At 72.6% G+C, this 20,819-nt stretch carries 21 protein-coding genes, 1 tRNA gene and 1 pseudogene; 10 read left to right on the top strand and 13 right to left on the bottom strand.

Features of this window, described 5'->3' with window-relative positions; all coding sequences use genetic code 11:
• Positions 1-91: 91 nt before the first annotated feature.
• Positions 92-1,690 carry a ribosomal protection-like ABC-F family protein gene (gene abc-f / locus ACZ60W_RS05180; RefSeq protein ID WP_469753994.1) on the bottom strand — a complete coding sequence of 533 codons (1,599 nt, stop codon included), beginning with the start codon at positions 1,688-1,690 and terminating at the stop codon, positions 92-94.
• A gap of 308 nt (positions 1,691-1,998) precedes the next feature.
• Between abc-f and ACZ60W_RS05175 the strand changes: the two genes are divergently transcribed.
• Both ACZ60W_RS05175 and ACZ60W_RS05170 read left to right on the top strand, forming a co-directional pair.
• Entirely contained in the window at positions 1,999-2,952 is a 954-nt protein-coding gene (locus tag ACZ60W_RS05175) for a hypothetical protein (protein WP_469753993.1), read from the top strand.
• A 2-nt stretch (positions 2,953-2,954) separates the two neighbouring features.
• On the top strand, positions 2,955-3,311 hold the full coding sequence (locus tag ACZ60W_RS05170; protein WP_469753992.1) for a GntR family transcriptional regulator: 357 nt from the start codon (positions 2,955-2,957) through the stop codon (positions 3,309-3,311).
• 98 nt (positions 3,312-3,409) lie between these two features.
• Here ACZ60W_RS05170 and ACZ60W_RS05165 read toward each other — a convergent pair whose 3' ends face one another.
• Positions 3,410-4,369: a D-2-hydroxyacid dehydrogenase family protein gene (locus tag ACZ60W_RS05165; RefSeq protein ID WP_469753991.1), complete on the bottom strand. Its 960-nt coding sequence runs from the start codon at positions 4,367-4,369 to the stop codon at positions 3,410-3,412.
• A 102-nt stretch (positions 4,370-4,471) separates the two neighbouring features.
• Here ACZ60W_RS05165 and ACZ60W_RS05160 point away from each other — a divergent pair, with 102 nt between their 5' ends.
• Entirely contained in the window at positions 4,472-5,881 is a 1,410-nt protein-coding gene (locus tag ACZ60W_RS05160) for a hypothetical protein (RefSeq protein WP_469753990.1), read from the top strand.
• Between the two features lie 43 nt (positions 5,882-5,924).
• On the opposite strand, the gene ACZ60W_RS05155 is transcribed toward ACZ60W_RS05160, so the two are convergent.
• From ACZ60W_RS05155 to ACZ60W_RS05140, 4 genes are all read right to left on the bottom strand, one after another.
• Positions 5,925-7,232, bottom strand: coding sequence for a threonine/serine exporter family protein (locus tag ACZ60W_RS05155; protein WP_469753989.1), 1,308 nt, complete (start codon positions 7,230-7,232; stop codon positions 5,925-5,927).
• 7 nt (positions 7,233-7,239) lie between these two features.
• Entirely contained in the window at positions 7,240-7,677 is a 438-nt protein-coding gene (locus ACZ60W_RS05150) for a hypothetical protein (RefSeq protein WP_469753988.1), read from the bottom strand.
• Complete coding sequence (locus tag ACZ60W_RS05145) at positions 7,674-9,137, bottom strand: APC family permease (RefSeq protein ID WP_469753987.1); 1,464 nt, start codon at positions 9,135-9,137, stop codon at positions 7,674-7,676. Before ACZ60W_RS05145 ends, ACZ60W_RS05150 begins: the two co-directional genes overlap by 4 nt.
• Positions 9,138-9,329: 192 nt before the next feature.
• Complete coding sequence (locus ACZ60W_RS05140) at positions 9,330-10,286, bottom strand: GlxA family transcriptional regulator (protein ID WP_469753986.1); 957 nt, start codon at positions 10,284-10,286, stop codon at positions 9,330-9,332.
• 116 nt (positions 10,287-10,402) lie between these two features.
• Here ACZ60W_RS05140 and ACZ60W_RS05135 point away from each other — a divergent pair, with 116 nt between their 5' ends.
• The 3 genes from ACZ60W_RS05135 (at position 10,403) to ACZ60W_RS05125 (ending at position 13,070) form a co-directional block, all read left to right on the top strand.
• A complete protein-coding gene (locus tag ACZ60W_RS05135; RefSeq protein ID WP_469753985.1) occupies positions 10,403-11,014 on the top strand; it encodes an MBL fold metallo-hydrolase in 612 nt (203 codons plus the stop codon).
• Positions 11,015-11,168: 154 nt separating this feature from the next.
• On the top strand, positions 11,169-11,528 hold the full coding sequence (locus ACZ60W_RS05130) for a hypothetical protein (protein ID WP_469753984.1): 360 nt from the start codon (positions 11,169-11,171) through the stop codon (positions 11,526-11,528).
• 171 nt (positions 11,529-11,699) lie between these two features.
• Positions 11,700-13,070 carry an FAD-binding oxidoreductase gene (locus tag ACZ60W_RS05125; RefSeq protein ID WP_469753983.1) on the top strand — a complete coding sequence of 457 codons (1,371 nt, stop codon included), beginning with the start codon at positions 11,700-11,702 and terminating at the stop codon, positions 13,068-13,070.
• Between the two features lie 300 nt (positions 13,071-13,370).
• Here ACZ60W_RS05125 and ACZ60W_RS05120 read toward each other — a convergent pair whose 3' ends face one another.
• The 6 genes and pseudogenes from ACZ60W_RS05120 to ACZ60W_RS05095 all read right to left on the bottom strand — a co-directional run bounded on the left by ACZ60W_RS05120 (position 13,371) and on the right by ACZ60W_RS05095 (position 17,560).
• Complete coding sequence (locus ACZ60W_RS05120) at positions 13,371-13,592, bottom strand: hypothetical protein (protein WP_469753982.1); 222 nt, start codon at positions 13,590-13,592, stop codon at positions 13,371-13,373.
• Positions 13,593-13,838: 246 nt separating this feature from the next.
• Positions 13,839-14,177: a MerR family transcriptional regulator gene (locus tag ACZ60W_RS05115; RefSeq protein WP_469753981.1), complete on the bottom strand. Its 339-nt coding sequence runs from the start codon at positions 14,175-14,177 to the stop codon at positions 13,839-13,841.
• Between the two features lie 693 nt (positions 14,178-14,870).
• Entirely contained in the window at positions 14,871-16,382 is a 1,512-nt protein-coding gene (locus tag ACZ60W_RS05110; protein ID WP_469753980.1) for a DEAD/DEAH box helicase, read from the bottom strand.
• Positions 16,383-16,629: 247 nt separating this feature from the next.
• Positions 16,630-16,833 (bottom strand): cold-shock protein, encoded by a 204-nt coding sequence (locus ACZ60W_RS05105; RefSeq protein WP_042817427.1) that lies wholly within the window; start codon positions 16,831-16,833, stop codon positions 16,630-16,632.
• Between the two features lie 348 nt (positions 16,834-17,181).
• Positions 17,182-17,358, bottom strand: a pseudogene (locus tag ACZ60W_RS05100) (alpha/beta fold hydrolase); the annotation flags it as partial.
• Positions 17,359-17,489: 131 nt separating this feature from the next.
• A tRNA-Gly gene (locus ACZ60W_RS05095) sits at positions 17,490-17,560 on the bottom strand.
• Positions 17,561-17,724: 164 nt separating this feature from the next.
• Between ACZ60W_RS05095 and ACZ60W_RS05090 the strand changes: the two genes are divergently transcribed.
• From ACZ60W_RS05090 to ACZ60W_RS05080, 3 genes are all read left to right on the top strand, one after another.
• Entirely contained in the window at positions 17,725-17,898 is a 174-nt protein-coding gene (locus tag ACZ60W_RS05090; RefSeq protein WP_469753979.1) for a hypothetical protein, read from the top strand.
• 70 nt (positions 17,899-17,968) lie between these two features.
• Positions 17,969-18,544: a dCTP deaminase gene (gene dcd, locus ACZ60W_RS05085; RefSeq protein WP_017240230.1), complete on the top strand. Its 576-nt coding sequence runs from the start codon at positions 17,969-17,971 to the stop codon at positions 18,542-18,544.
• Positions 18,545-18,557: 13 nt separating this feature from the next.
• Entirely contained in the window at positions 18,558-19,055 is a 498-nt protein-coding gene (locus ACZ60W_RS05080) for a phosphoribosyltransferase (protein ID WP_469753978.1), read from the top strand.
• Positions 19,056-19,130: 75 nt separating this feature from the next.
• On the opposite strand, the gene ACZ60W_RS05075 is transcribed toward ACZ60W_RS05080, so the two are convergent.
• On the bottom strand, positions 19,131-19,988 hold the full coding sequence (locus ACZ60W_RS05075) for a Yip1 family protein (RefSeq protein ID WP_469753977.1): 858 nt from the start codon (positions 19,986-19,988) through the stop codon (positions 19,131-19,133).
• 226 nt (positions 19,989-20,214) lie between these two features.
• On the opposite strand from ACZ60W_RS05075, the gene ACZ60W_RS05070 reads away from it, so the two are divergent.
• Positions 20,215-20,781, top strand: coding sequence for a hypothetical protein (locus tag ACZ60W_RS05070; protein ID WP_469753976.1), 567 nt, complete (start codon positions 20,215-20,217; stop codon positions 20,779-20,781).
• Positions 20,782-20,819: the final 38 nt, after the last annotated feature.

The following is a 20,819-nucleotide window of genomic DNA, read 5'->3' as shown; positions in this document are numbered from 1 at the left end:
GCACACCGAGAGCACGCACCAGACGCCGCAGGGCCGCCCTCCGGGCAACGAGGGGATGGTGACGACACCCCCTAGGGGGTGTCCGGGGGTGTCATCCCCCGGACGGCACGAGGGCCGGGGCCAGTTCGAGGCGGCGGCCCCGGAAGCCCCTCCTGAGCCGCCGGTCGTGACTGACCACGACCAGCGTGCCCCGGTACCCCGCGAGCGCGGCCTCGATCTCCTCCACCAGAGCCGGTGCGAGGTGGTTGGTCGGCTCGTCGAGGAGGAGCAGGTCGGCCGGTGACGCCACCAGCCGGGCCAGCTCCAGCTTCCGCCGCTGTCCGGTCGACAGGTACCGGACGGGGGTCGTCAGGTCCCGGGCGGAGAAGAGCCCGAGGGCGAGCAGTTCGTCCGCGCGGTCTTCCCCGAAGGCCTCGCACACCGTACGGGGGTCGGTGGGCGGGGCCGTCTCCTGGCGGAGCGTCCCGACGCGGGCCGGTGTCCGCACCGTGCCCGCGTCCGGGACGAGTTCGCCCGCGAGGACCTTCAGGAGGGTGGTCTTCCCGGCGCCGTTCGGACCGGTGACCAGGAGCCGTTCGCCCGGGTCGAGGCGGAGGGCGTCCAGCCGCAGCCTGCCCTCCACCCGCACGTCGGCCAGGTCGACCGGGGCTCCCTCGCCCACGAGCTCCGCCCGGAACCGCAGCGGTTCGGGAGGCGCGGGGACGGGGTCGGCGGTGAGCCGGGCGAGCCGCTCGCGGGCCGCCCGGATGCGGCTCATCGCCCCGTGCGCCCGCGACCGGGCACGGAAGGCGCCCGCCCCGCTGAAGGCCGCGGGGGCCTTGCGGGGGATGGCGGAGAAGCGGTCGATGTGACGGTCCGCGAGGGCCGTGTACCGGGCGAGCTCGTTCCTCCACTCCTCGTACGCGCATCGGCGGCGGGCCCGCTCGGCGGCGCGCCCGGCCAGGTAGCCGGCGTACCCGTCGCCGTAGCGGCGCACGGTGTGGCGGTCCTCGTCGACCTCCAGGACGGCGGTGGCCACCCGGTCGAGGAAGACCCGGTCGTGGGAGACGGCGACGACCGTGCCGCGGTGGGCGCGCAGCCGGTCCTCCAGCCAGGCGACGGCCTCGTCGTCGAGGTCGTTCGTCGGCTCGTCGAGCAGCAGCAGTCCGGGCTCGGCGGCGAGGACGGCGGCGAGCGCGAGCCGGGAGCGCTGCCCGCCGGAGAGCGTCCCGAGGGGCCGGTCCCGGTCCAGCGGGCCGGGCTCCCCGAGCCGCCGCAGCGTCGTCTCCACCCGCCGGTCGGCCCCGGCGCCGCCGCGCGCCTCGTGGGCGGCGAGCAGCTCCGCGTAGCCGGCGAGGTCACCGGTGACGGCGAGCTCCGCCTCGGCGGCCGCGATCGCCCGCTCCAGCTCCCGGACGTCCGCGAGGGCCCGGTCGACGGCGTCGCCGACGGTGGCCGTCCCGGGGAGGTCCAGGGTCTGGGCGAGGTGGCCGGTCCCGCCGGGGGAGTCGACGGTCACGGTGCCGTCGTCGGGGGCCTCCAGCCCGGCGAGGAGCCGCAGCACGGTCGACTTCCCCGAGCCGTTGTCCCCGACGATCCCGAGCCGTTCGCCGGAGCGGACGGCGAACGAGACCCGGTCGAGCACGGTCCTGTTCCGCCCGGACCGGTCGTCGTAGCGCTTGCCGACCTCGCTGAATCGGACATGGAACAAGGGGGGCCACCTCCTGCCGTCGGGGAGTGGCGAGACGGTTCGTCTCGCAGGCTCGACCGTACGGCACGGCGGAGCATTTGACAAGACGAGACGTCTCGTATTGTTGATTCGTTCCGTCATGCGGAGGCCGGGCGCAGGGCCAGGGCGGCCCTCGCGGCCGGCCTCGGCGCCGCCGCCGGCACCGGCTCGAAGTCCTTCGCGGGCAACCGGACCGGACGGGACCGGGGGTCCGTGCGCCTCCCGGCCCTGTCGTACCTCTCGACAACCACCCTCATTGTTCTAGTAGAGTGCAAACAAGGGAGGTTTTCATGAACCGTGCCACGCTTCGACTGCGCGCGCTCGCCGCGCTCCCCTTCGTCCTCGCGCTCGCCGTCCACCTGCTGCTCTTCGCCCGCTGGCGGGACGCGCTGCCCGACCCGCTCGCCACCCACTTCGCGCTCGGCGACGGAGGCCGGGCCGACGGGTGGACGGGCCGGACGGACTACCTCGTCACCAGCACGGCGCTGATCGCCGGCCTCGCGGGCGGGTGGGCCGCGTTCGTCCGGCGCCGGACCCTGTGGGCGGCATGGGCCCTCGCGGGCTTCCTCGGCGGGGTGTTCGTCCGGCTGCTCCGCACCAACCTGGCCGACGCGTTCGGGACCCAGGTCTCCGCGCCGGCCGTCGACCTCGCCGTGGCCGGGACGGCGGCGGCCGCCGCCGGCCTCGCCGGCTGGGCGCTGACCTCGCTCGTCCCCGAGGAGGAACCGGCCGGCCGGGCCGGGACTCCCGACGGCCCGCGGCTCGCGCTCGGCGCGAGCGAGGTCGCCGGCTGGTCGCGCTCCACCGGCTCCCCGACCCTGACCGTCCTCGCGTTCCTCGCCCTCGCCGCCGCCCCGGTCGTCCTGCTCGTCGTCCGGTGGCCGGACGCCCTCCTCGGCCTGCTCGGGCTGGTCATCGGCGTGCCGGGGCTCGCCCTCGCCCGGGTCCGGGTCACCGTCGACCGGCACGGCCTCACCGTCCGGTCCGGGGTCCTGCCCCGGCCCCGCGTCCGGATCGCCCTCGACGAGATCGCCGGTGCGGACACCCGGGACGTCGACGCCCTCAGCGAGTTCGGCGGCTGGGGCTACCGGGTCCGGGCCCACCGCACGGGCGTGGTGCTCCGCTCCGGCGAGGCCCTCGTCGTCCGGCGCGACAGCGGCCGGGAGTTCGCGGTCACCGTCCCCGACGCGGCCACCGCCGCCGCGCTCCTCAACGCGCTCGCCGAACGGCATGGGAAGGTCTGACCGTGCTCTTCCGCGTCGACCCCGCCTCCCCCGTGCCCCTCGGCGACCAGATCGCCGGCTGCGTCCGGGGCGCGCTCGCCGACGGCTCCGCCGTCCCCGGCGAGCGGCTCCCGGCCGCCCGCGAACTCGCCGACTCCCTCGGCGTCAACGTCCACACCGTCCTCCGCGGCTACCAGCGGCTGCGCGAGGAGGGGCTGATCGAGCTTCGCCGCGGCCGCGGCGCCCTCATCGTCCCCGGCGCCACCGCCCCCGACCGCGCCCGCCTCGTCTCCCGGCTCAGGGAGGCGGCGGCGGACGCCCGCGAACTGGGCCTGACCGACGACGAGTTCCTGGAACTGGCCCGGACCAGCCTCGGCTAGGGCCTGTCGTCACCATCCCCTCGTTGCCCGAAGGGCGGCGCGGGGCAGAGGGGATTGTGACGACAGGCCCTAGGGGGTGTCTTGTCGATCAGGCCGGATCAGGACAGCTCCCGCACCGGCGCCCCCGCCAGGAAGGCCGCGATGTCCTCCACCGCCTCGCCGAAGTAGCGGGCGTAGTTGTCCTCCGTGACATAGCCGAGGTGGGGGAGGGCGAGGACGTTCGGAAGGGTCCGCAGCGGATCGCCGGCCGGCAGCGGCTCGGTCTCGTACACGTCGAGTCCGGCGCCCGCGATCCAGCCCTCCCGCAGCGCCCGGAGCAGCGCCCCGCCGTCCACCAGGCCCGCCCGCGAGGTGTTCACGAGGTACGCGGACGGACGCATCGACCGCAGCTCGGCCTCCCCGACCAGTCCCCGGGTCCGGTCGGACAGGACCAGGTGGAGCGAGACGAAGTCGGCCGCCGCGAACAGCTCGTGCCGGTCCTTCGCGCACCTCGCGCCGTGCTCGGCGGCCCGCTCCTCCGTCAGGTGCGGACTCCACGCGACGACGTCCATGCCGAAGGCCCGGCCGATCGCGGCCACCCGCGAGCCGATCTTGCCGAGGCCGACCAGGCCGAGGGTGCGGCCGGCCAGGTCGGTGCCGACGGTGGACTGCCAGGGACCGCCGTCGCGCACGGCCTGCGCCTCGGTCCGCACGTGGCGGGCCAGGCCGAGCAGGAGCGCCCAGGTCAGTTCGGTGGGCGGCGTGGAGCTGCTGGCGGTCCCGCAGACGGCGATCCCCCGCGCGCGGGCGGCGGCGACGTCCACGGACGCGTTGCGCAGCCCGGAGGTGACGAGCAGCCGCAGCCGCGGGAGGCGGTCGAGCAGGGCGGCGTCGACGGGCGTCCGCTCCCGCATGATCACGAGGATCTCGCAGTCCCCGACGGCGGCGACGAGCGCGTCCCGGTCGTCGAGGTGCTCCCGCAGGACCCGGACGTCGACGCGGTCGGCGAGCGGGCTCCAGTCGGCGGAGGAGAGGGCGACGCCCTGGTAGTCGTCGAGTACGGCACAGCGCAGCTTCATGACCGCATGATCGCGTACACCCCACTGGCCCGCCCAGGGCGACAGACACCGCCGCGGCTCGCAGAATTGCCCTGCATTGTCACGAATCGAGGAGTGGGTGCCATGGCTGCGGGTGACAGCGCCGACGAGCTTGCCGTCCTCCGGGCCAGGGTGGCCGCGCTGGAGGCCGACAAGGCGGCCGCCAGGCCGCCCCACCACCGCGTCCGCTCCTTCTTCTCCGCCCTGCTCATCGTCCTCGGCTGCGTGCTCCTCCCGCTGGGCATCGTCGCCTCATGGACCGCGGACATCGTCGGCGACACCGACCGCTACGTGCAGACGGTCACCCCGCTCGCCTCCGACCCCGACGTCCAGGCCGCCGTCGCCAACCGGGTGACGAACGCCCTCATGGAGCACATCGACCTGCCCGCGCTCCTGGAGGGCGTCGCGCCCGAGGACCGGCCCCTGGCCGAGAAGGCCCTCGGCAAGCTGGGCGGCTCCCTGGAGAGCGCGGTCAGCAGCTTCGTCCACGACCGGGCGCAGGACATCGTGGCCTCCCCGGCGTTCGAGACCATCTGGACCGACGCCAACCGGGCCATCCACACCTCGCTCGACCGGGCCCTGACCGGCAGCGACGAGGGCGCGGTGAAGATCGAGTCGGACACGGTCACCATCGACCTGGCGCCGGTCATCGAGCGGGTCAAGCAGCGGCTCGTCGAGTCCGGCATGGACGTCGCCGCCAAGATCCCGGAGATCCACACCGACTTCACCGTGGTCAAGTCCGACGACATCGGCAAGGTGAAGACGCTGTTCGGCCTGCTCCAGGCGATGGGCGTGTGGCTGCCGGTGATCGCCGTCCTGCTGGTCGTCGGCGGTGTGCTCCTCGCGGTGAAGCGCCGCCGCACCCTCGTCGCCGCCGCCCTCGGCGTCGCCTTCGCGGCGATCGTCCTGGGCGTCGCCCTCACGGTCTTCCGCACGGTCTACCTGAACGCCCTGCCGGCCACCGTCTCCCCGGCCGCGGCGGGCTCCGTCTACGACACGCTGATCCGCTTCCTGCGCACCTCGGTCCGGGTGTTCGCGACCCTGGGCATCCTCATCGCCCTCGCCGCCTGGCTCTCCGGCCCGAGCCGCCCCGCCGTCCTCGTCCGGGGCCTGTGGCACTCCGGCATCACCGCGACCCGGGCCACCGCCGACCACGCGGGCATGCGGCTCGGCCCGGTCGGCCCGTTCGTCCGCCGCCACCGCGGCTGGATCACCTGGATCCTCGTCGCCGGGGCGGCCGCCGCCCTCGTCTTCTGGTCCTACCCCACCGGCGCGGTCGTCGTGGGCATCGCCCTCACCCTGCTCTTCGTCCTGGCGGTGGTGGCCTTCCTGGCGGAGGAGCCCGCCGAGCGGCCCCCCGCCGAGCGCCACCCGGCCGGGAAGCCGCCCGAGGGCCCGCCCCCGCCCCCGGCCGGCCCGCCCCCGCCGCCCGCCGGAGGCCCGCCCCCGCCCGCCGACGCGCCTCCCCCGCCCGCCGTGGGAGGCACCCCCTAGCGACGGCGCGAGGGGCGGCCGGCCCACCGGGCCGGCCGCCCCGTCACGCTTCCCGGTCCCGCTGACGGGCGGCGGGGAACTCCTTCTCCGCGCGGCCCGGGACGAGCGCCGCGCCGGCGAGCAGCCCGACCGCGATGGTCGTGACGATCGTGACGAAGTCCATCAGGTCGTGGAAGCCGTGCAGGACGTGCCCGCCCTCCAGGGACGTCAGCGCCCGCAGACCCAGCGAGCCGACCGTGAGGGTGAAGAAGCCGCCCAGGAAGAGGACGAGCCGGGGAGGCCGCCCGGCCGGCCGGGCGAGCAGGTCCGCGGCGGCCGCGAGGGCCAGGGCGGCGACGAAGGTGCCGGCGACGTCGCCGACCAGCGCCGTGCCCGCCGCCTGCACGCCGAGCGACAGGTAGACGAGCCCCGCCACCCAGCCCGCGGTCCGCCACGGCACCTCGAAGGCCAGGATCAGCCCCACCGTGAACACCGCCCAGCTGCCGACGATCACCCACCGGGACAGGTCGGCGTCCCGCGCGGTGTCGAAGAGCGCGTCCGTCGGGGTGCCGGTGACGGCCACGCCGATCAGCACGCCCACGTACAGCTGGAGGAGCAGGACGAGGGCGTAGACGAGCCGGACGGCGCCGGTGGACAGGAACCCGCCGACGATCTCGGCGGTGGCCGCGCTGAGCAGGTCGCCGGGCACGAAGAAGAACAGCGCCGGCAGCATGATCAGGACGGGGCCGCCGTGACCGTCGCCCGGCCGCAGCAGCGCCAGGGTCACCAGGGCGACCAGCGCGGCCGCGAGCAGCGGCAGCACCCGGGCCGGCCGGGGCCGTCGCTCCGCCAGCACGGTCAGCACCGCCACCGGAGTCGCCAGGAGCGCCGTGGTGGCGATCTCGTACCAGGTCGGCTGGACGGCGGGTGCGAAGCCGACGGAGAACAGCACGATGCCGGCGCCGCGCGCCCAGCGCGGCACCGACGAGGGCAGTTCCTCCACCCGCCGCAGGCCGGCCGCCGCCTCGGCCAGCGGCGGCCGGGTGTCCCGTACGCGCTCGACGAACTCCTTCAGCGCCACCACCCGGTCGAGCCGGGCGAGGTCGGGGAAGGCGCGGACGGCCGAGGTGCGGGTGCGGCCGCCGACCGTCACGGAGAGCACGGCGCCGTCCGCCACGAGCACGGTCTCGGCCCGGCCGCCGTACGCCCGGGCCAGCCCCCGGACGACGCGGTCGACACCCTCGGCGCCCTCCCCGCTGGACTCCAGCATGAACCGGGTGAGTTCGCGGAGGAATTCATGAAGGGCGTCGAGGGCGTCGGGGGCGCCGGAGGCGCCGGGCCCGGGGTCCGCCGCGGGGCGGGGAGGGGTCACCCCCTCCTCACCGGCGCACGGTGCTGTCGGTGTCCAGGTCGTCCACCGCCTCGTCGAACTCGTCGACCTTGTCCGGGCAGTAGACCTGGAGGACGATCCGCTCCGCCTCGACGGCCTTGGTGTCCGAGATGACGGGCCGCATGCCGGGCCCGGTCGCCCCGTTCGCCTGCTGGATCTTCCACAGCGCCGTCTTCAGGGCGTTGCCGGGCTGCTCGCAGACCTGGCCGCCGTCGGTGCCGAGCAGGCGCTCGATCGTGTCGGTGTCGGGCGACGGGTAGCCGGCCTTCACCAGCTCCTCCTGGAGCTGGTTCGCCTTGGAGAGCGTCTTGTTGCTCGTCTTCACGCTCTCGTAGCGGATGAGTCCGGTGACGACGAGGCCGATGAGGATGACGATCGTGCCCCAGTAGATCACCTTGTGCTCCGAGGCGAAGCGCGTGGGACTCATGTCCGGTCTCCCTCGCTCGACAGGCTGGCGCCCGCGGCGCGCCAGTTCGGCTTGCGGAACTTCAGGAAGAGCCACGGGATCAGCAGGCCCAGCACGCCCAGACCGCAGGCGATGAAGAGGACGTACCCGAGCACGCTGCCGCCGCCGAACTGCGAGGGCGGCACGAAGCCGATCGCGAGCGCCGCGAGCGAGGCCAGCAGGCCCACCGTGCACACCAGGCCCAGGGCGGGCACCCGGTAGCCGCGGGGATGGTCGGGATGGGTCTTCCGGAGCCGCATCGCCGCGGCGAACATCAGCAGGTACACGATCAGGTACACCTGCGTGGTGATCGTGGAGAAGATCCAGTACACGCTCGACACGTTCGGGACGAGCGCGTACATCAGCGCGATGACCGAGGTCACCACACCCTGGGTGACCAGGATGTTCTGCTGGACGCCGAACCTGTTCAGCTTCTGCAGGAACGGCGGCAGGTAGCCCTCGGCGCGCGAGATCTCCAGGAGGCCCTTCGACGGGCCGGCGAGCCAGGTCAGCATGCCCGCGAGCGAGGCGGAGATCAGCATCACGGCGGCGATCGGGGTCATCCACTGGACGTCGAAGTACGCGAAGAAGGCGTCGAAGGCCTGCATCACGCCGGCGGTCAGGCTGAGCTGGTCGGCCGGCACGACCCAGCTGATGGCCAGGGCGGGCAGGATGAAGATCAGCAGCACCAGGCCCATCGCCAGGAACATCGACTTCGGGTACTCCTTCGCCGGGTCCTTCAGCGAGGAGACGTGCACGGCGTTCATCTCCATGCCGGAGTACGACAGGAAGTTGTTGACGATCAGGACCAGGCTCGCCAGACCCGTCCACTGCGGCAGCAGGTGGTCGGCGTTCATCGGCGCGGCCGAGGCGTTGCCCTGGCCGAGGAAGACCATGCCGAGGACGACGAGGATCGTGCCCGGCACCAGCGTGCCGATGATCAGGCCCCAACTGGACAGTCCCGCCAGCGCCTTGGTGCCCCGCGAGGACACCCAGACGCCGGTCCAGTACAGGACCATGATGACGATCGCGGTGTACACGCCGTTCGAGGCGAGCGAGGGATCGATGACGTACGCGATGGTCGACGCCACGAACGCCAGCAGGCTCGGGTAGTAGAAGATCGTCATCGCGAACTGGCACCAGACCGCGAGGAACCCCAGCGGCTTCGACAGCCCCTCGGCGACCCAGCGGTACACGCCGCCGTTCCAGCCGGAGGCGAGCTCCGCCGAGACCAGCGCGGTCGGCAGCAGGAACACGATCGCCGGGACGAGGTAGAGGAACACGCAGGCCAGGCCGTAGACGGCCATCGTGGGCGCGGCCCGCAGGCTCGCCACCGACGCCGTCGTCATCAGCGCCAGCGTCACCCACGTCATCGTGTTCGGCGCGGCCATCTGCGCCGCCCGCGGTCTGGGTACCTCGGCCGGGGTGTCGAGACTGCTCATCAGCCCTCCCTGGGGGGTCGCGCGATCCCCCCACGCTCGGCGGACCCACCCCACCGGGCAACCGCAGAAGGCCGGACGGGTGAGGGGCGGGCGTCGCCCGAGGACGTACGGGTGAGGGCCGGGCGATGCCCGCGGCCGGACGGGTGAGGGCCGGGCGGACCCCGGGGTCGTCCGGGTGGGGGAACGCCCCCGTCAGGGGACCCGGGTGAAGGAGCGCCGGTACGCGCGCGGGGGGACGCCCCGGCGGCGCACGAACTGGGCGCGGAGCACCGCCGCGCTGCCGAACCCCACCGCGCGGGCTATCTCCTCGACCGGGAGGTCGGTGGTCTCCAGGAGCTCCTCGGCACGGCCGAGGCGCAGCCCCAGCAGCCAGGCGTGCGGGGTGGTGCCGGTCGAGGCGGCGAACCGGCGGGCGAAGGACCGCCGGCTCATCAGCGCCCTGCGGGCCAGCTCCGCGACCGGCAGCGGCTCGTCGAGGTGCTCCCGGGCCCAGGCGAGGACCTCGGTGAGCCGCTCGTCCCGGCTGTCCTCGGGCACCGGGGTCGCCAGGTACTGGGCCTGGCCGCCCTCGCGGTGCGACGGGAGCACCAGGTCCCGGGCGACGGCGTTGGCCGTGGCCGCCCCGTACTCCCGCCGCAGCAGGTGCAGGCACAGGTCGAACCCCGCGGCGGCGCCCGCGCCCGTGACGACCGCGCCCTGGTCGACGTAGAGCGCGTCCGGCTCGACGAAGACGGCCGGGTGACGTTCCGCCAGCAGCCCCGCGAACCGCCAGTGCGTGGTGGCGCGCCGCCCGTCGAGCAGCCCGGCCGCCGCCAGCGCGAACGCCCCGACGCAGTGCGCCGCGACCAGCGCGCCGCGCGCGTGCGCGGCGGTCAGCGCCTCCCGCACCGCGGGCCCCGGCGGCGTCCGGAAACCGGCCCAGGGCAGGGCGATCACCAGGTCGGCCGCGGCCAGCCGGTCGAGACCGTGCTCGACGACCAGTGGCAGCCCCACGTCCGTGCGGACCGTGCCCGGCCGGTCCGTGCACAGCGCGAAGTCGAACCGAGGCAGGCCCTCGCCGCGCCAGTCGAACACCTCCGAGACGATCCCGGCGCCGAGCATGCCGACACCGGCGGGGGCGTACGCGGCGACGGTCGTGAAGGGCGGCATGCGGCGAGTCTGGCACGGCGGCGCCCGGGGCCGTCGGCCACGGGTGGCACGATTCCCGCGATCGGTGGCAGCACGGCCACTCGTGAAGAGGCCCCCGGGACAGAAGACTTGGGGACATGACGACGACGAGGAACACCACCGACGCCCCCCGCGGCCGCACCGCCACCCACACCGTCCTGACCACCGGCTACACCCTTTCCACCGGCCCCGGGGTCGCCGCCACCGTGTCGTACGTCCACGACGGCGACCGGCACGTGATCGTCGACCCCGGCATGGTGGCCGGCCGCGACCGCATCCTCGGCCCGCTCGCCGAACTCGGCCTCCGCCCCGAGGACATCACCGACGTGGTCCTCAGCCACCACCACCCCGACAACACCATGAACGTCGGCCTCTTCGGCCACGCCCGCGTCCACGACCACAAGGCGATCTACGAGAACGACCAGTGGACCGACCGCGACGCCGAGGGCCACGAACTCACCCCCTCGCTGCGCCTCATCCGCACCCCCGGCCACAGCCCCGAGGACATCACCCTCCTCGCCGGCACCGGCTCCGGCGTCGTCGCCTTCGTCGGCGACCTCTGGTGGCGGCCCGACGGCCCCGTCGAGGACCCGGTCGCCCCGGACCACGCCGTCCAGCGCGCCTCCCGCCTCCGCGTCCTCGCCACCGCCGACGTCATCGTCCCCGGCCACGGCCCGGCCTTCCCCGCCGACGCCACCGCCCCGCTCTAGGACCGCCCGCTCCAGGACCGCCTGCTCAAGGACCGCCCCGCTCCAGGACCGCCCGCTCCTGGGCCGCCCGTCCAGGGGCTGCCCCGTCCGGGGCTGCCCCCGATCACCCGGGGGCTCGCGCACGGGGCAACGGCGCGCCCTAGAATCGGCTTCCATGTCGAAGCCTGACGAGCTGCTCGTTGACATCGCCGCCACGGTGGAGTCCGGGCGCAGCAATCAGATGTCCCTCACCGTGGTCACGGGGGGTGCGGTCCTCACCGGTCGGCTCGCCCCGGAAGCGCTCTGGCGGGAACGCGTGTCGGAGGTCCTCACCGACTCGGCCCGGCTGGGCGAGTTCTCCGGGGTCTTCGGCCCCGTCGCCCGCAAGGACGAGCCCCCCACCCATCTCCACTTCCACCTCGCCCGGATCCTCCAGGGCACGGTCGGCATCCCGGAGACCGGCGGCATGTACCGCGTGGCGATCGCGGACGTCAGCGCCTGGACCGTCGGCGACGTGAGCTACATCGACCACTGAGCCCGCCGGCGCACCCGTACCCTCCCGTCGACCCCCGAAGCCCCAGGCCGCCGGCCTGGGGCTTCGCGCGCGTCCGGAGATCGAGTTGAGCCCTCGTGCCACCGGCGTAGCGTGGGGAGGAGCCGAGCCGAACAGACCGCGTGGCGGGGTACGCACGAGGAGCGATTCGCTATGGGCAAGCTCTCGACCGAGCAGCTGCGCGACGGGGTCCGCGGCACGGTCACCACACCCGACGACGCCGGCTACGACGCGTCCCGCGCCGTCAACAACGCCATGATCGACCGCAGGCCGGCCGCCGTCGTGCACTGCGCCAACGCGGGCGACGTCCTCACCACGGTCGCCTTCGCCCGGGAGAACGGCCTCGACCTCGCGGTCCGCGGCGGCGGCCACAGCGTCCCCGGCTTCGGCACCTGCGACGGCGGCGTCGTCGCCGACCTGTCCGGCATGCGCGGCGTCCGGGTCGATCCCGCGCGCCGGACGGCGCGCGCCGAGGGCGGTGCGACCTGGGGCGACTTCAACGCGGCGACCCACGCCTTCGGCCTGGCCACGACCGGCGGCATCATCTCGACCACCGGCGTCGGCGGCCTCACCCTCGGCGGAGGCATCGGCTACCTCGCCCGCGGCCTCGGCCTGAGCTGCGACAACCTGGTCTCCGCCGACGTCGTCACCGCCGACGGCCGGCTCCTCGTCGCCAGCGAGGACGAGAACGCCGACCTCTTCTGGGCCCTGCGCGGCGGCGGCGGCAACTTCGGCGCCGTGACCTCCTTCGAGTTCCGGCTCAGCCCCGTGAAGGACGTCTACGGCGGGCCGATGCTCTTCGAGACCCGGGACGCCCCGACCGTGCTGCGCTCCTTCGCCGAGTACATCGCCGACGCCCCCGAGCAGCTCGGCGGCTTCCCGGCCTTCCAGCTGGCCCCGCCGCTCCCCTTCATCCCCGAGGACCGCCACGGCGACCCCTTCGTCCTGATCGTGGCGTGCTGGGCCGGCCCCCTCGACGAGGGCCCGCGCGCCCTCCAGGCCTTCCACGACTTCGCCCCCGTGGTCGCCGAGCACGTCGGACCCATGCCCTACCCCGCGCTCAACAGCGCCTTCGACGCACTCGTGCCGCCCGGCCTCCAGCACTACTGGAAGGCCAACTTCGTCACCGACCTCAGCGACGCGGCGATCGCCGCCCACCTGGAGTACGGCCCCCGTCTCCCGGCCGTGAACTCGACCGTCCACATCTACCCGATCAACGGTGCCTGCCACCGCGTCGCCCCGGACGCCACGGCCTTCGCCTACCGCGACGCCTCGTTCGCCACCGTCATCGCCGGCATGTGGCCCGACCCCACCGCCAACGACGCCAACATCGCCTGGGTCCGCGACTACTACGCCGCCACCGCCCCCCACTCCGAGGAAGGCGGCTACATCAACTTCATGGCCGACGACGACCAGGACCGCATCCGCGCCAACTACCGCGCCAACTACGACCGCCTCGTCGACGTCAAGCGCACCTACGACCCCGACAACCTCTTCCACCTCAACCAGAACATCAAGCCCTGAGCCCGCCGGTCCCGTACCGAGCCTCGATCGGGTGATGGGTCCTCGAACACAGAGCTCGCCGACGGGATCGCATGGGAGGACGCCCTCCGATCCGTGCGTCGCCGCGGGCGGCACACCGCCCAGGGAGCGAAGCCCCAGGTCCTTGACCTGGGGCTTCGTTCATCAAGAGCGGATGGCGGGAATCGAACGCGCTGCTCACCGCCCCTGTCGGCACGTCGTGGCACGGCCCCATCTCCCGGACGTCGTGTACCCGATGAGCCCGTCCGGCCCCGGTATGCCGTGACGGGCACGGCGGCGGCCCTACAGCTTGCTCATCTTGGCGTACGGGCTCAGGACCCGCTCTTGCGTCGAGCCGAAATCCACGAGCGCCGCGATCCCGCCCTCGATGCCGATGACCCTGCCGAGGCCGTATACGTCGTGCGTGACCTGGTCGCCCACGGCGAACTGCCGGGGAGGCGGCGTGACCGGGGCCTTGAAGGGGCTGGTGGGCAGATGGCGTTTCGGTGCACTGGGCTTTGTCATTGCCGCCAGTATGCGCCCCGCGTACATCCGTTCGCTGTGGCCGTGCGCGTCCGCGGCGCCAGGCAGCCGAGGAGGGGCTCGACGAAACCAGCAGATCTGGTTCGCTGACCAGCGGTTCTTCGAATTTCGGTACGGTGCGGGCTTCGGGCCACACGGCACGGAGACCGGAGGGGGCCCCGCCCGCGCATGCGCGCGTGGGTGGCTCTCCGTCGAGCCCCGGCGGAATCGCCGGCAGGCGACCCCGTCTCAGTCCGAGGCCGGCGGCTGGTCCGATTCCGCGGCGCGGCGGTACTCGGCGTTGATGCGCTGGGCTTCTTCGAGTTGGTCCTCGAGGATGATGATGCGGCAGGCGGCTTCGATGGGAGTGCCCTGGTCGACGAGTTCCCGGGCACGCGCGGCGATGCGCAACTGATAGCGGGAGTAGCGGCGGTGACCGCCCGCGGAGCGGAGCGGGGTGATGAGGCGGGCTTCGCCGATGGCGCGGAGGAAACCCTGGGTGGTGCCGAGCATTTCGGCCGCCCTGCCCATGGTGTAGGCGGGGTAGTCGTCGTCGTCGAGACGGTCGTACGAGTCATCTGCTGTCATTTGCACCTCTCAGGGGAACGCGTTGAGGGGCCCTGGTGCCGTACCGGCACCAGGGCCCCGAAGGAACTACTACACCACCTGCCGGCCCTGATACTGCGCGGGCCTTCTGTGTCCGCTGATCCGACCCAGTGGCTGTCGGGTTCGCGGGGATCGCGGTTGCTTGACCGGAGACCACCTCACTGTCGCGATGTCCTGCGGTACCCGGGCTCTGGCTGACGCCCGGGCGATCCTGATGGCGCGGGTTCCTCCGTTCTTCCTCGGTGTTCGAACCGGCTGGGTACTGCGCACTGCTCTCACGGGCACCGCACCGGCATGGCCACGGTCCCGCTGGTGGCGGCCTCTGATCACTGCGGGCCACCCGGTCCGGCCGTCAGTCCCGTTGCCGTCCTGCGAAAGCCATGGCTTCGAAACTCCACCGCCGCACCGTCCTGCTCCCTGCGACTAGCTGTACTGCCGGCCGGCAGTTCGTCTCTGCCAGGCCCTCTTTCTCCCTGGGCTACGAGAGAAACCATAACCAGGCCAATGCCCAATGTCTATCTTGGCCGACATAGATTTTTGTGTGTCCGCTGAGCAGATAGTCGACCTCCAGAGGTGACTGGGGGGCCGCGGATCGTCTGGGCGCGTGGTACGGATACGCGAGAGGGCCCGACCGGCGGGTGCCGGTCGGGCCCTCTCGGCCGTTGACGCGAGGGCTCAGGCCGCCACGTCGCCGGCGGAACGCGGCCCGCCGGCGCGCCTCGTCGCCGAGGCGGGCCCGCGCCGACCGCGGGGGGCCGAGCGGCGGGTGCGCTGCTCGGCCGGCGGCGCGGTGATCGTCACGGGGATGCCGGAAGGGGTCCGGGCGCCCGTGATCCGGCGCAGCGCCTCCTCGCCGGAGCGGACCTGGGTGGTCGTGGGCACGATGCCGGCGGCCGCCATGAGGCGATTCATGTCGCGGCGCTGGTCGGCAGTGATCAGGGTGACGACGCTGCCGGACTCACCGGCCCGGGCGGTCCGGCCGCCGCGGTGGAGGTAGTCCTTGTGATCGGTGGGCGGGTCCACGTTGACGACGAGGTCGAGGTTGTCGACGTGGATACCGCGGGCCGCGACGTTCGTGGCGACCAGGACGGTGACGTGCCCGGCCTTGAACCGGTCGAGGGTACGGGTGCGCTGCGGCTGCGACTTCCCGCCGTGCAGGGCGGCGGCCCGGACACCGCAGTGGAGGAGGGCCTCGGTGAGGCGGTCCACGGCGTGCTTGGTGTCCAGGAACATGATCACACGGCCGTCGCGCGCCGCGATCTCGGCCGTCAGCCGCTGCTTGTCGGCCCTGTGCACGTGCAGGATGTGGTGCTCCATCGTGGTGACCGCGCCTTGAGAGGGGTCCACGGAGTGGACGACGGGGTCGGTGAGGTAGCGGCGGACCAGGAGGTCGACGTTGCGGTCCAGGGTCGCGGAGAACAGCATGCGCTGGCCTTCTGGACGGACCTGGTTCAGGAGCGCGGTGACCTGGGGCATGAAGCCCATGTCGGCCATCTGGTCGGCCTCGTCGAGGACGGTGATCGAGACCTGGTTCAGCCGGCAGTCACCGCGGTCGATGAGGTCCTTGAGACGGCCGGGGGTGGCCACGACGACTTCGACGCCGTTTCGCAGCGCGTGCGCCTGCCGGCCGATCGGCGTTCCGCCGACGACGGTGGTCAGGCGCAGCTTCACGGCGCGGGCGTAGGGGGTGAGGGCGTCGCTGACCTGCTGGGCGAGTTCCCGGGTGGGGACGAGGATCAGCGCCAGCGGCTGACGGGACTCGGCGAGCTGTCCGGCGGTGCGGGCCAGCAGGGCCAGGCCGAAGGCGAGGGTCTTGCCCGAGCCGGTCCGGCCGCGGCCCAGGATGTCGCGGCCCGCCAGGGAGTTCGGCAGGGTCGCGCCCTGGATGGGGAACGGGACGGACAGGCCCTGTGTCGTGAGCGCGGTCAGGAGGCGCCGGTCCAGGACCAGGTCGGCGAAGGTCTCGACGGCGGGCAGCGCCGGAGTGATCGTCTTCGGCGGGGCGAACTCCCCCTGCACGGAGGCGGGACGCCTGCCGTATCCGCCCGACCGGCTCGGGCCGCCCGAACGGCTCGCGGCGGATGAACCGGGGCGGCCGCCCCGACCCGTTCCGGCGGAGGATTCGTACGTCTGACCGCCGTTGCGGCGGGTGCGGGAGGTGCGGCCGTCCGTGCGTGCGGGGTTCATTCAGAACCTTCCTGGAGACGGCACGTATCGAGGAATTCCGGCAGCGCAGGTGAAAAGCCTCTGGAATCACTGGGACGGCCGAATGGAATGAGAAGGAGAGTGCCTCGACAGGCAATGATCGACGGCAAATCGTCGCTTCGCGAAAGTCGTATCGGCGAGGCATGTGAGGTGAAAGTCGAACAAACGACGAAAGCTGGGGCCCGCACCCCGAGGGATGCGGGCCCCAGCTGTCTCTTACGCGTCAGCGTCAGGCGGGAACGATGTTCTCGGCCGTCGGGCCCTTCTGGCCCTGCGCGATGTCGAAGGAGACCTTCTGGCCTTCCTGGAGCTCGCGGAAGCCCTGCGCGGCGATGTTCGAGTAGTGGGCGAACACGTCAGGGCCGCCACCGTCCTGCTCGATGAAGCCGAAACCCTTTTCCGCGTTGAACCACTTCACAGTGCCAGCAGCCATGTCATTCTCCTCTGGGCAAGTACGACGGAATCCGTACCGTACGGATTCCGTGTCGCCGCGATGATGCCCTGCCCGGAAGATGACCGGAAATACGAAGCGCCTCCGTGCGGCGTGAGGCCGGCGGGATGCGCTTGAAATTTGGGTACCAAAACTGCAACTGACTTCGACGGTAGCACGTCACCGACGCCTGTGTGCTGCGAAAATTTCTCCCTCCGCGACACCGGTAAAAACTCTGTCTGTGATGGCCGCTAAAATCTCAGGCCGCGAACACAGGTATTCGTGTTTCCCCGAATGCGGCGTTCGGAGGTCGACGTCCTCATGCCGCGTCCTGTGCGTCGACCGGGGCGGGGCGAGCCGTCCGGGGGGCCAGTGGGCCTGGTTGAGGACGAGCCGGCCGCCGTACGAGGAGCCGACGAGGTGGACCCGGTCGAGGCCGATCGCTTCGAGGGTCTCGTCCATCCACTGGGCGGCGCGCTCGGGCTGCCGTCTGCGCTCGCGGTGGATGCTGCGGTTCGCGTCGCCCGGGGGAGCAGGTGGGTGCCCGTACGTTCCACCTGCCGTACAGCTCGTACGCGATCCATGCGGGCGGCGAATGGGCTCTGAAGGATCAGGAGAACGACGAAGCCCCAGGTCATCGACCTGGGGCTTCGTTCAAGAGCGGATGACGGGAATCGAACCCGCGCTATAAGCTTGGGAAGCTCATGTTCTACCATTAAACTACATCCGCGCAGCGGCCTGGTTGATCAATGCCGCATCGTCGCACACTCTACCCCATGGGTCACTCAGCGCGAAGTTCGTGCGGCGGCGTGTGCGGAGCGGCGCGTGGAGGGTGTCCTGTTGATCCCCTAATGTGGCTGTCTCGTTCACCACATGTGTAGGGGAAGGGACTTGATGGGTTCCATGGAGCGCACCGTCGTCCGCTGTGCCGAGGGGCATGTGTTCACTACCGCGTCGTTCCCGCTGCAGCAGCTGGGTGCCGCGCGGATCGGGCCCGGCCGGCTGATCCGGTGTCCGCGGTGCGCGCGGCTGCGGCACGCGGTGCCGGTGGAGGCCGGACGGCGCTGAGCCGGGCGGTGCCGGGGCGCGGGCGGCCGCCGATTGGGGCAGGTCCGCGCCCTCTGCGTATCGTGGGGGCGTGCTTCTCTCAGACAAGGACATCCGGGCCGAGATCGATGCCGGACGCGTGCGCATCGACCCGTACGACGAATCCATGGTGCAGCCCTCGAGCATCGACGTGAGGCTTGACCGCTTCTTCCGGGTGTTCGAGAACCACCGCTACCCGCACATCGACCCCGCGGTCGAGCAGCTCGACCTGACGCGCGAGGTCGAGCCGGAGGGCGACGAGGCGTTCATCCTGCACCCGGGCGAGTTCGTGCTCGCCTCGACCTACGAGGTCATCACCCTGCCGGACGACATCGCGTCGCGTCTGGAGGGGAAGAGCTCCCTGGGGAGGCTCGGTCTCGTCACCCACTCGACCGCCGGATTCATCGACCCCGGTTTCTCGGGCCACGTGACCCTGGAGCTGTCGAACCTCGCCACCCTGCCGATCAAGCTCTGGCCGGGTATGAAGATCGGGCAGCTGTGCATGTTCCGGCTGAGCTCGCCCGCCGAGTTCCCGTACGGGAGCGAGCGGTACGGCTCGCGGTACCAGGGGCAGCGGGGGCCGACGGCCTCCCGCTCGTTCATGAACTTCCATCGGACCCAGGTGTGAGGCGGGCGCAGGCATGAGTGAGGTACGCGAGAACCTGACGTACGAGGGCTTCGGCACCGCGGTGCGCCAGCTGGCGCAGACCATCGCCGACGACGGGTACGAGCCGGACATCGTGCTCTCCATCGCCCGCGGCGGCGTCTTCGTGGCCGGCGGTCTGGCCTACGCCCTCGACTGCAAGAACATCCACCTCGTGAACGTGGAGTTCTACACCGGCGTCGGGACGACGCTGGAGATGCCGGTCATGCTGGCGCCCGTGCCCAGCGCGATCGACTTCTCCGACAAGAAGGTCCTGATCACCGACGACGTCGCCGACACCGGCAAGACGCTCAAGCTCGTCCACGACTTCTGCGTCGACCACGTCGCCGAGGTCCGCTCGGCCGTCATCTACGAGAAGTCCCACTCCCTCGTGAAGTGCGAGTACGTGTGGAAGAAGACCGACGAGTGGATCAACTTCCCCTGGTCGGTCGAGCCGCCCGTCGTCAAGCGCGAGGGCCAGGTCCTCGACGCCTGACCCGGCCCCTGCGCACCGGAAGGGCCCCCACCGCGTGCGGTGGGGGCCCTTCGGCGTCCGGGGTGCGGGCCGGTCCTACAGCGTGCCCAGCTTGATGAGGCTCAGGAGCGCGACCAGCTGGATGGCGGAGGCGCCGAGGGCCTTGGGCCAGGGCAGGTCGTGGGAGCGGCTCACCATGGAGGTGAAGAGCGCGCCGGCGGCGAGCCAGGTGAGCCAGCCGAGGACCTGCACCAGGCCGTTGTCGCCGCCCAGGAAGGCGGCGAAGACCAGGCGCGGGGCGTCCGTGATCGACATGATCAGCATCGAGAGGCCGACGGTCGGCTGCCAGGCGCCGTCGCCGCCCAGCTGGCGCGCGAGGGTGTGGGTGACGGCGCCCAGGATCAGGCCGCCGACCACGAAGGCGGTGGCGGTGATCAGCGCGGCCGAGAAGGTCGGGTCGAGCGTCTCGTCGCCGGCGTCGTCGAAGCCGAAGATCGCGAGCAGGCCGTAGAGGAACGTGACGATCAGCGCGGGGCCCCAGACGGCGTGGTCCCGCATGCGCAGGAAGGTGTCCGCCGGGCGGAGCACGATGCCGCTCAGGAGCTGCTTCCAGGGGAGGCGCGGGCCCACCGGGACGGGCGCGGGGGCCGGTCCGCCCTGGGCGTACGGGTCGTCGACGCTGAACATCTGGGTGTGGCCCGGGTTGTTCGCCGCGGCGTCCTGCGGGTGCTGCTGACGGCCGTAGGGGTCGCCGAAGTACTCCGGCTCGCCGTAGGGCTGCTCACCCTGCTGCCCGTGCTGTCCCCGCTGCCCGTACGGCTGCCCCTGCGGGGGCTGCTGCCACTGCTGCTGCGGGTACGGCGGCGGGGCCGCGTTGTACCCGTACGGAGCCTGCTGCGGTTGTTGTTGCGGGGGGCGGTTGTCCCGGCCGCGTCCGTTCCTGAATCCAGCCACGTCGTCGAACGTACCCGCTCCGGCCGTGCACACCCTCATCCGGCCGGTCCTTGCCACTGAGCTGTGACATCCCCTAGGGGATGCCGGGCGGGCCGGACCGGGGTCCCCGCGGTCGTGACGCGGTCGTGCGGGAGGCGTCGGGGGGCTGTTACGAATCCGACGTATCACCTCAATACGGGCCTCGTAGCTTCGGTGATGTCAACGACCCGAGCAAGGAGTCCTTCCGATGCGTGTCACCCGTCGTTCCGTCCGTACCGCCGCCGTCGCCACCGGGGCGGCCGCCGCCCTGCTCCTGCCCGCCGCCGGGGCGTTCGCCGCCGACGGGCCGGACCGGGACCCGGCGCCCGCCCCGGCCGGGAGCGACCAGGCGGTCTTCTGGCGGAACGTCGACCTCGCGGACGGCTCGCTCGCCAAGGTCTACCAGGACGGGCCCGGCCGCTTCTCCGCCGACCTCTACGGCGGCGGCTCCCTGCTCACCACCCTGACCAGCACCGACGGGCAGCCTGCCTACGGGGAGATCAACGGGCTGCACGTCGTCCTGCGGCCGGACGGCACGGTCTCCTCCTGGCCGGACCGGGCGCCCGCGCCCAAGCCCGCCCCGAAGCCCGCGCCCAAGCCCGCCCCGAAGCCCGCGCCCCAGAAGCAGGCGCCCAAGGTCGTGAAGCTGCCCGACGGCCACACCGCGACCTTCTTCGCCGGCAAGGACGGCCGGCCCTACGTCACGCTCTCCGTCCCCGGCGGCGCGAGCGGGACCTACGACTTCCACGGCCGGCTGGTGTCCCGGCACCGCTGAGCAGACGGAAAGGGCCGCCCCGCGATCGACGCGGGGCG

Source organism: Streptomyces sp. NPDC104202 (assembly GCF_055584185.1).
This window is presented reverse-complemented; position numbering and strand designations above follow the sequence as displayed.

Excerpts from the sequence above, each read along its gene's own strand:
- ACZ60W_RS05145 (WP_469753987.1), bottom strand. The coding sequence starts at position 9,137 with ATGAGCAGTCTCGACACCCCGGCCGAGGTACCCAGACCGCGGGCGGCG.
- ACZ60W_RS05070 (WP_469753976.1), top strand. The coding sequence starts at position 20,215 with ATGCGTGTCACCCGTCGTTCCGTCCGTACCGCCGCCGTCGCCACCGGG.
- ACZ60W_RS05120 (WP_469753982.1), bottom strand. The coding sequence starts at position 13,592 with ATGACAAAGCCCAGTGCACCGAAACGCCATCTGCCCACCAGCCCCTTC.
- ACZ60W_RS05125 (WP_469753983.1), top strand. The coding sequence starts at position 11,700 with ATGGGCAAGCTCTCGACCGAGCAGCTGCGCGACGGGGTCCGCGGCACG.
- ACZ60W_RS05165 (WP_469753991.1), bottom strand. The coding sequence starts at position 4,369 with ATGAAGCTGCGCTGTGCCGTACTCGACGACTACCAGGGCGTCGCCCTC.
- ACZ60W_RS05135 (WP_469753985.1), top strand. The coding sequence starts at position 10,403 with ATGACGACGACGAGGAACACCACCGACGCCCCCCGCGGCCGCACCGCC.
- ACZ60W_RS05130 (WP_469753984.1), top strand. The coding sequence starts at position 11,169 with ATGTCGAAGCCTGACGAGCTGCTCGTTGACATCGCCGCCACGGTGGAG.
- ACZ60W_RS05140 (WP_469753986.1), bottom strand. The coding sequence starts at position 10,286 with ATGCCGCCCTTCACGACCGTCGCCGCGTACGCCCCCGCCGGTGTCGGC.
- ACZ60W_RS05080 (WP_469753978.1), top strand. The coding sequence starts at position 18,558 with ATGAGTGAGGTACGCGAGAACCTGACGTACGAGGGCTTCGGCACCGCG.
- ACZ60W_RS05090 (WP_469753979.1), top strand. The coding sequence starts at position 17,725 with ATGGGTTCCATGGAGCGCACCGTCGTCCGCTGTGCCGAGGGGCATGTG.
- ACZ60W_RS05160 (WP_469753990.1), top strand. The coding sequence starts at position 4,472 with ATGGCTGCGGGTGACAGCGCCGACGAGCTTGCCGTCCTCCGGGCCAGG.
- ACZ60W_RS05175 (WP_469753993.1), top strand. The coding sequence starts at position 1,999 with ATGAACCGTGCCACGCTTCGACTGCGCGCGCTCGCCGCGCTCCCCTTC.
- ACZ60W_RS05105 (WP_042817427.1), bottom strand. The coding sequence starts at position 16,833 with ATGGCTGCTGGCACTGTGAAGTGGTTCAACGCGGAAAAGGGTTTCGGC.
- ACZ60W_RS05110 (WP_469753980.1), bottom strand. The coding sequence starts at position 16,382 with ATGAACCCCGCACGCACGGACGGCCGCACCTCCCGCACCCGCCGCAAC.
- ACZ60W_RS05150 (WP_469753988.1), bottom strand. The coding sequence starts at position 7,677 with ATGAGTCCCACGCGCTTCGCCTCGGAGCACAAGGTGATCTACTGGGGC.
- ACZ60W_RS05115 (WP_469753981.1), bottom strand. The coding sequence starts at position 14,177 with ATGACAGCAGATGACTCGTACGACCGTCTCGACGACGACGACTACCCC.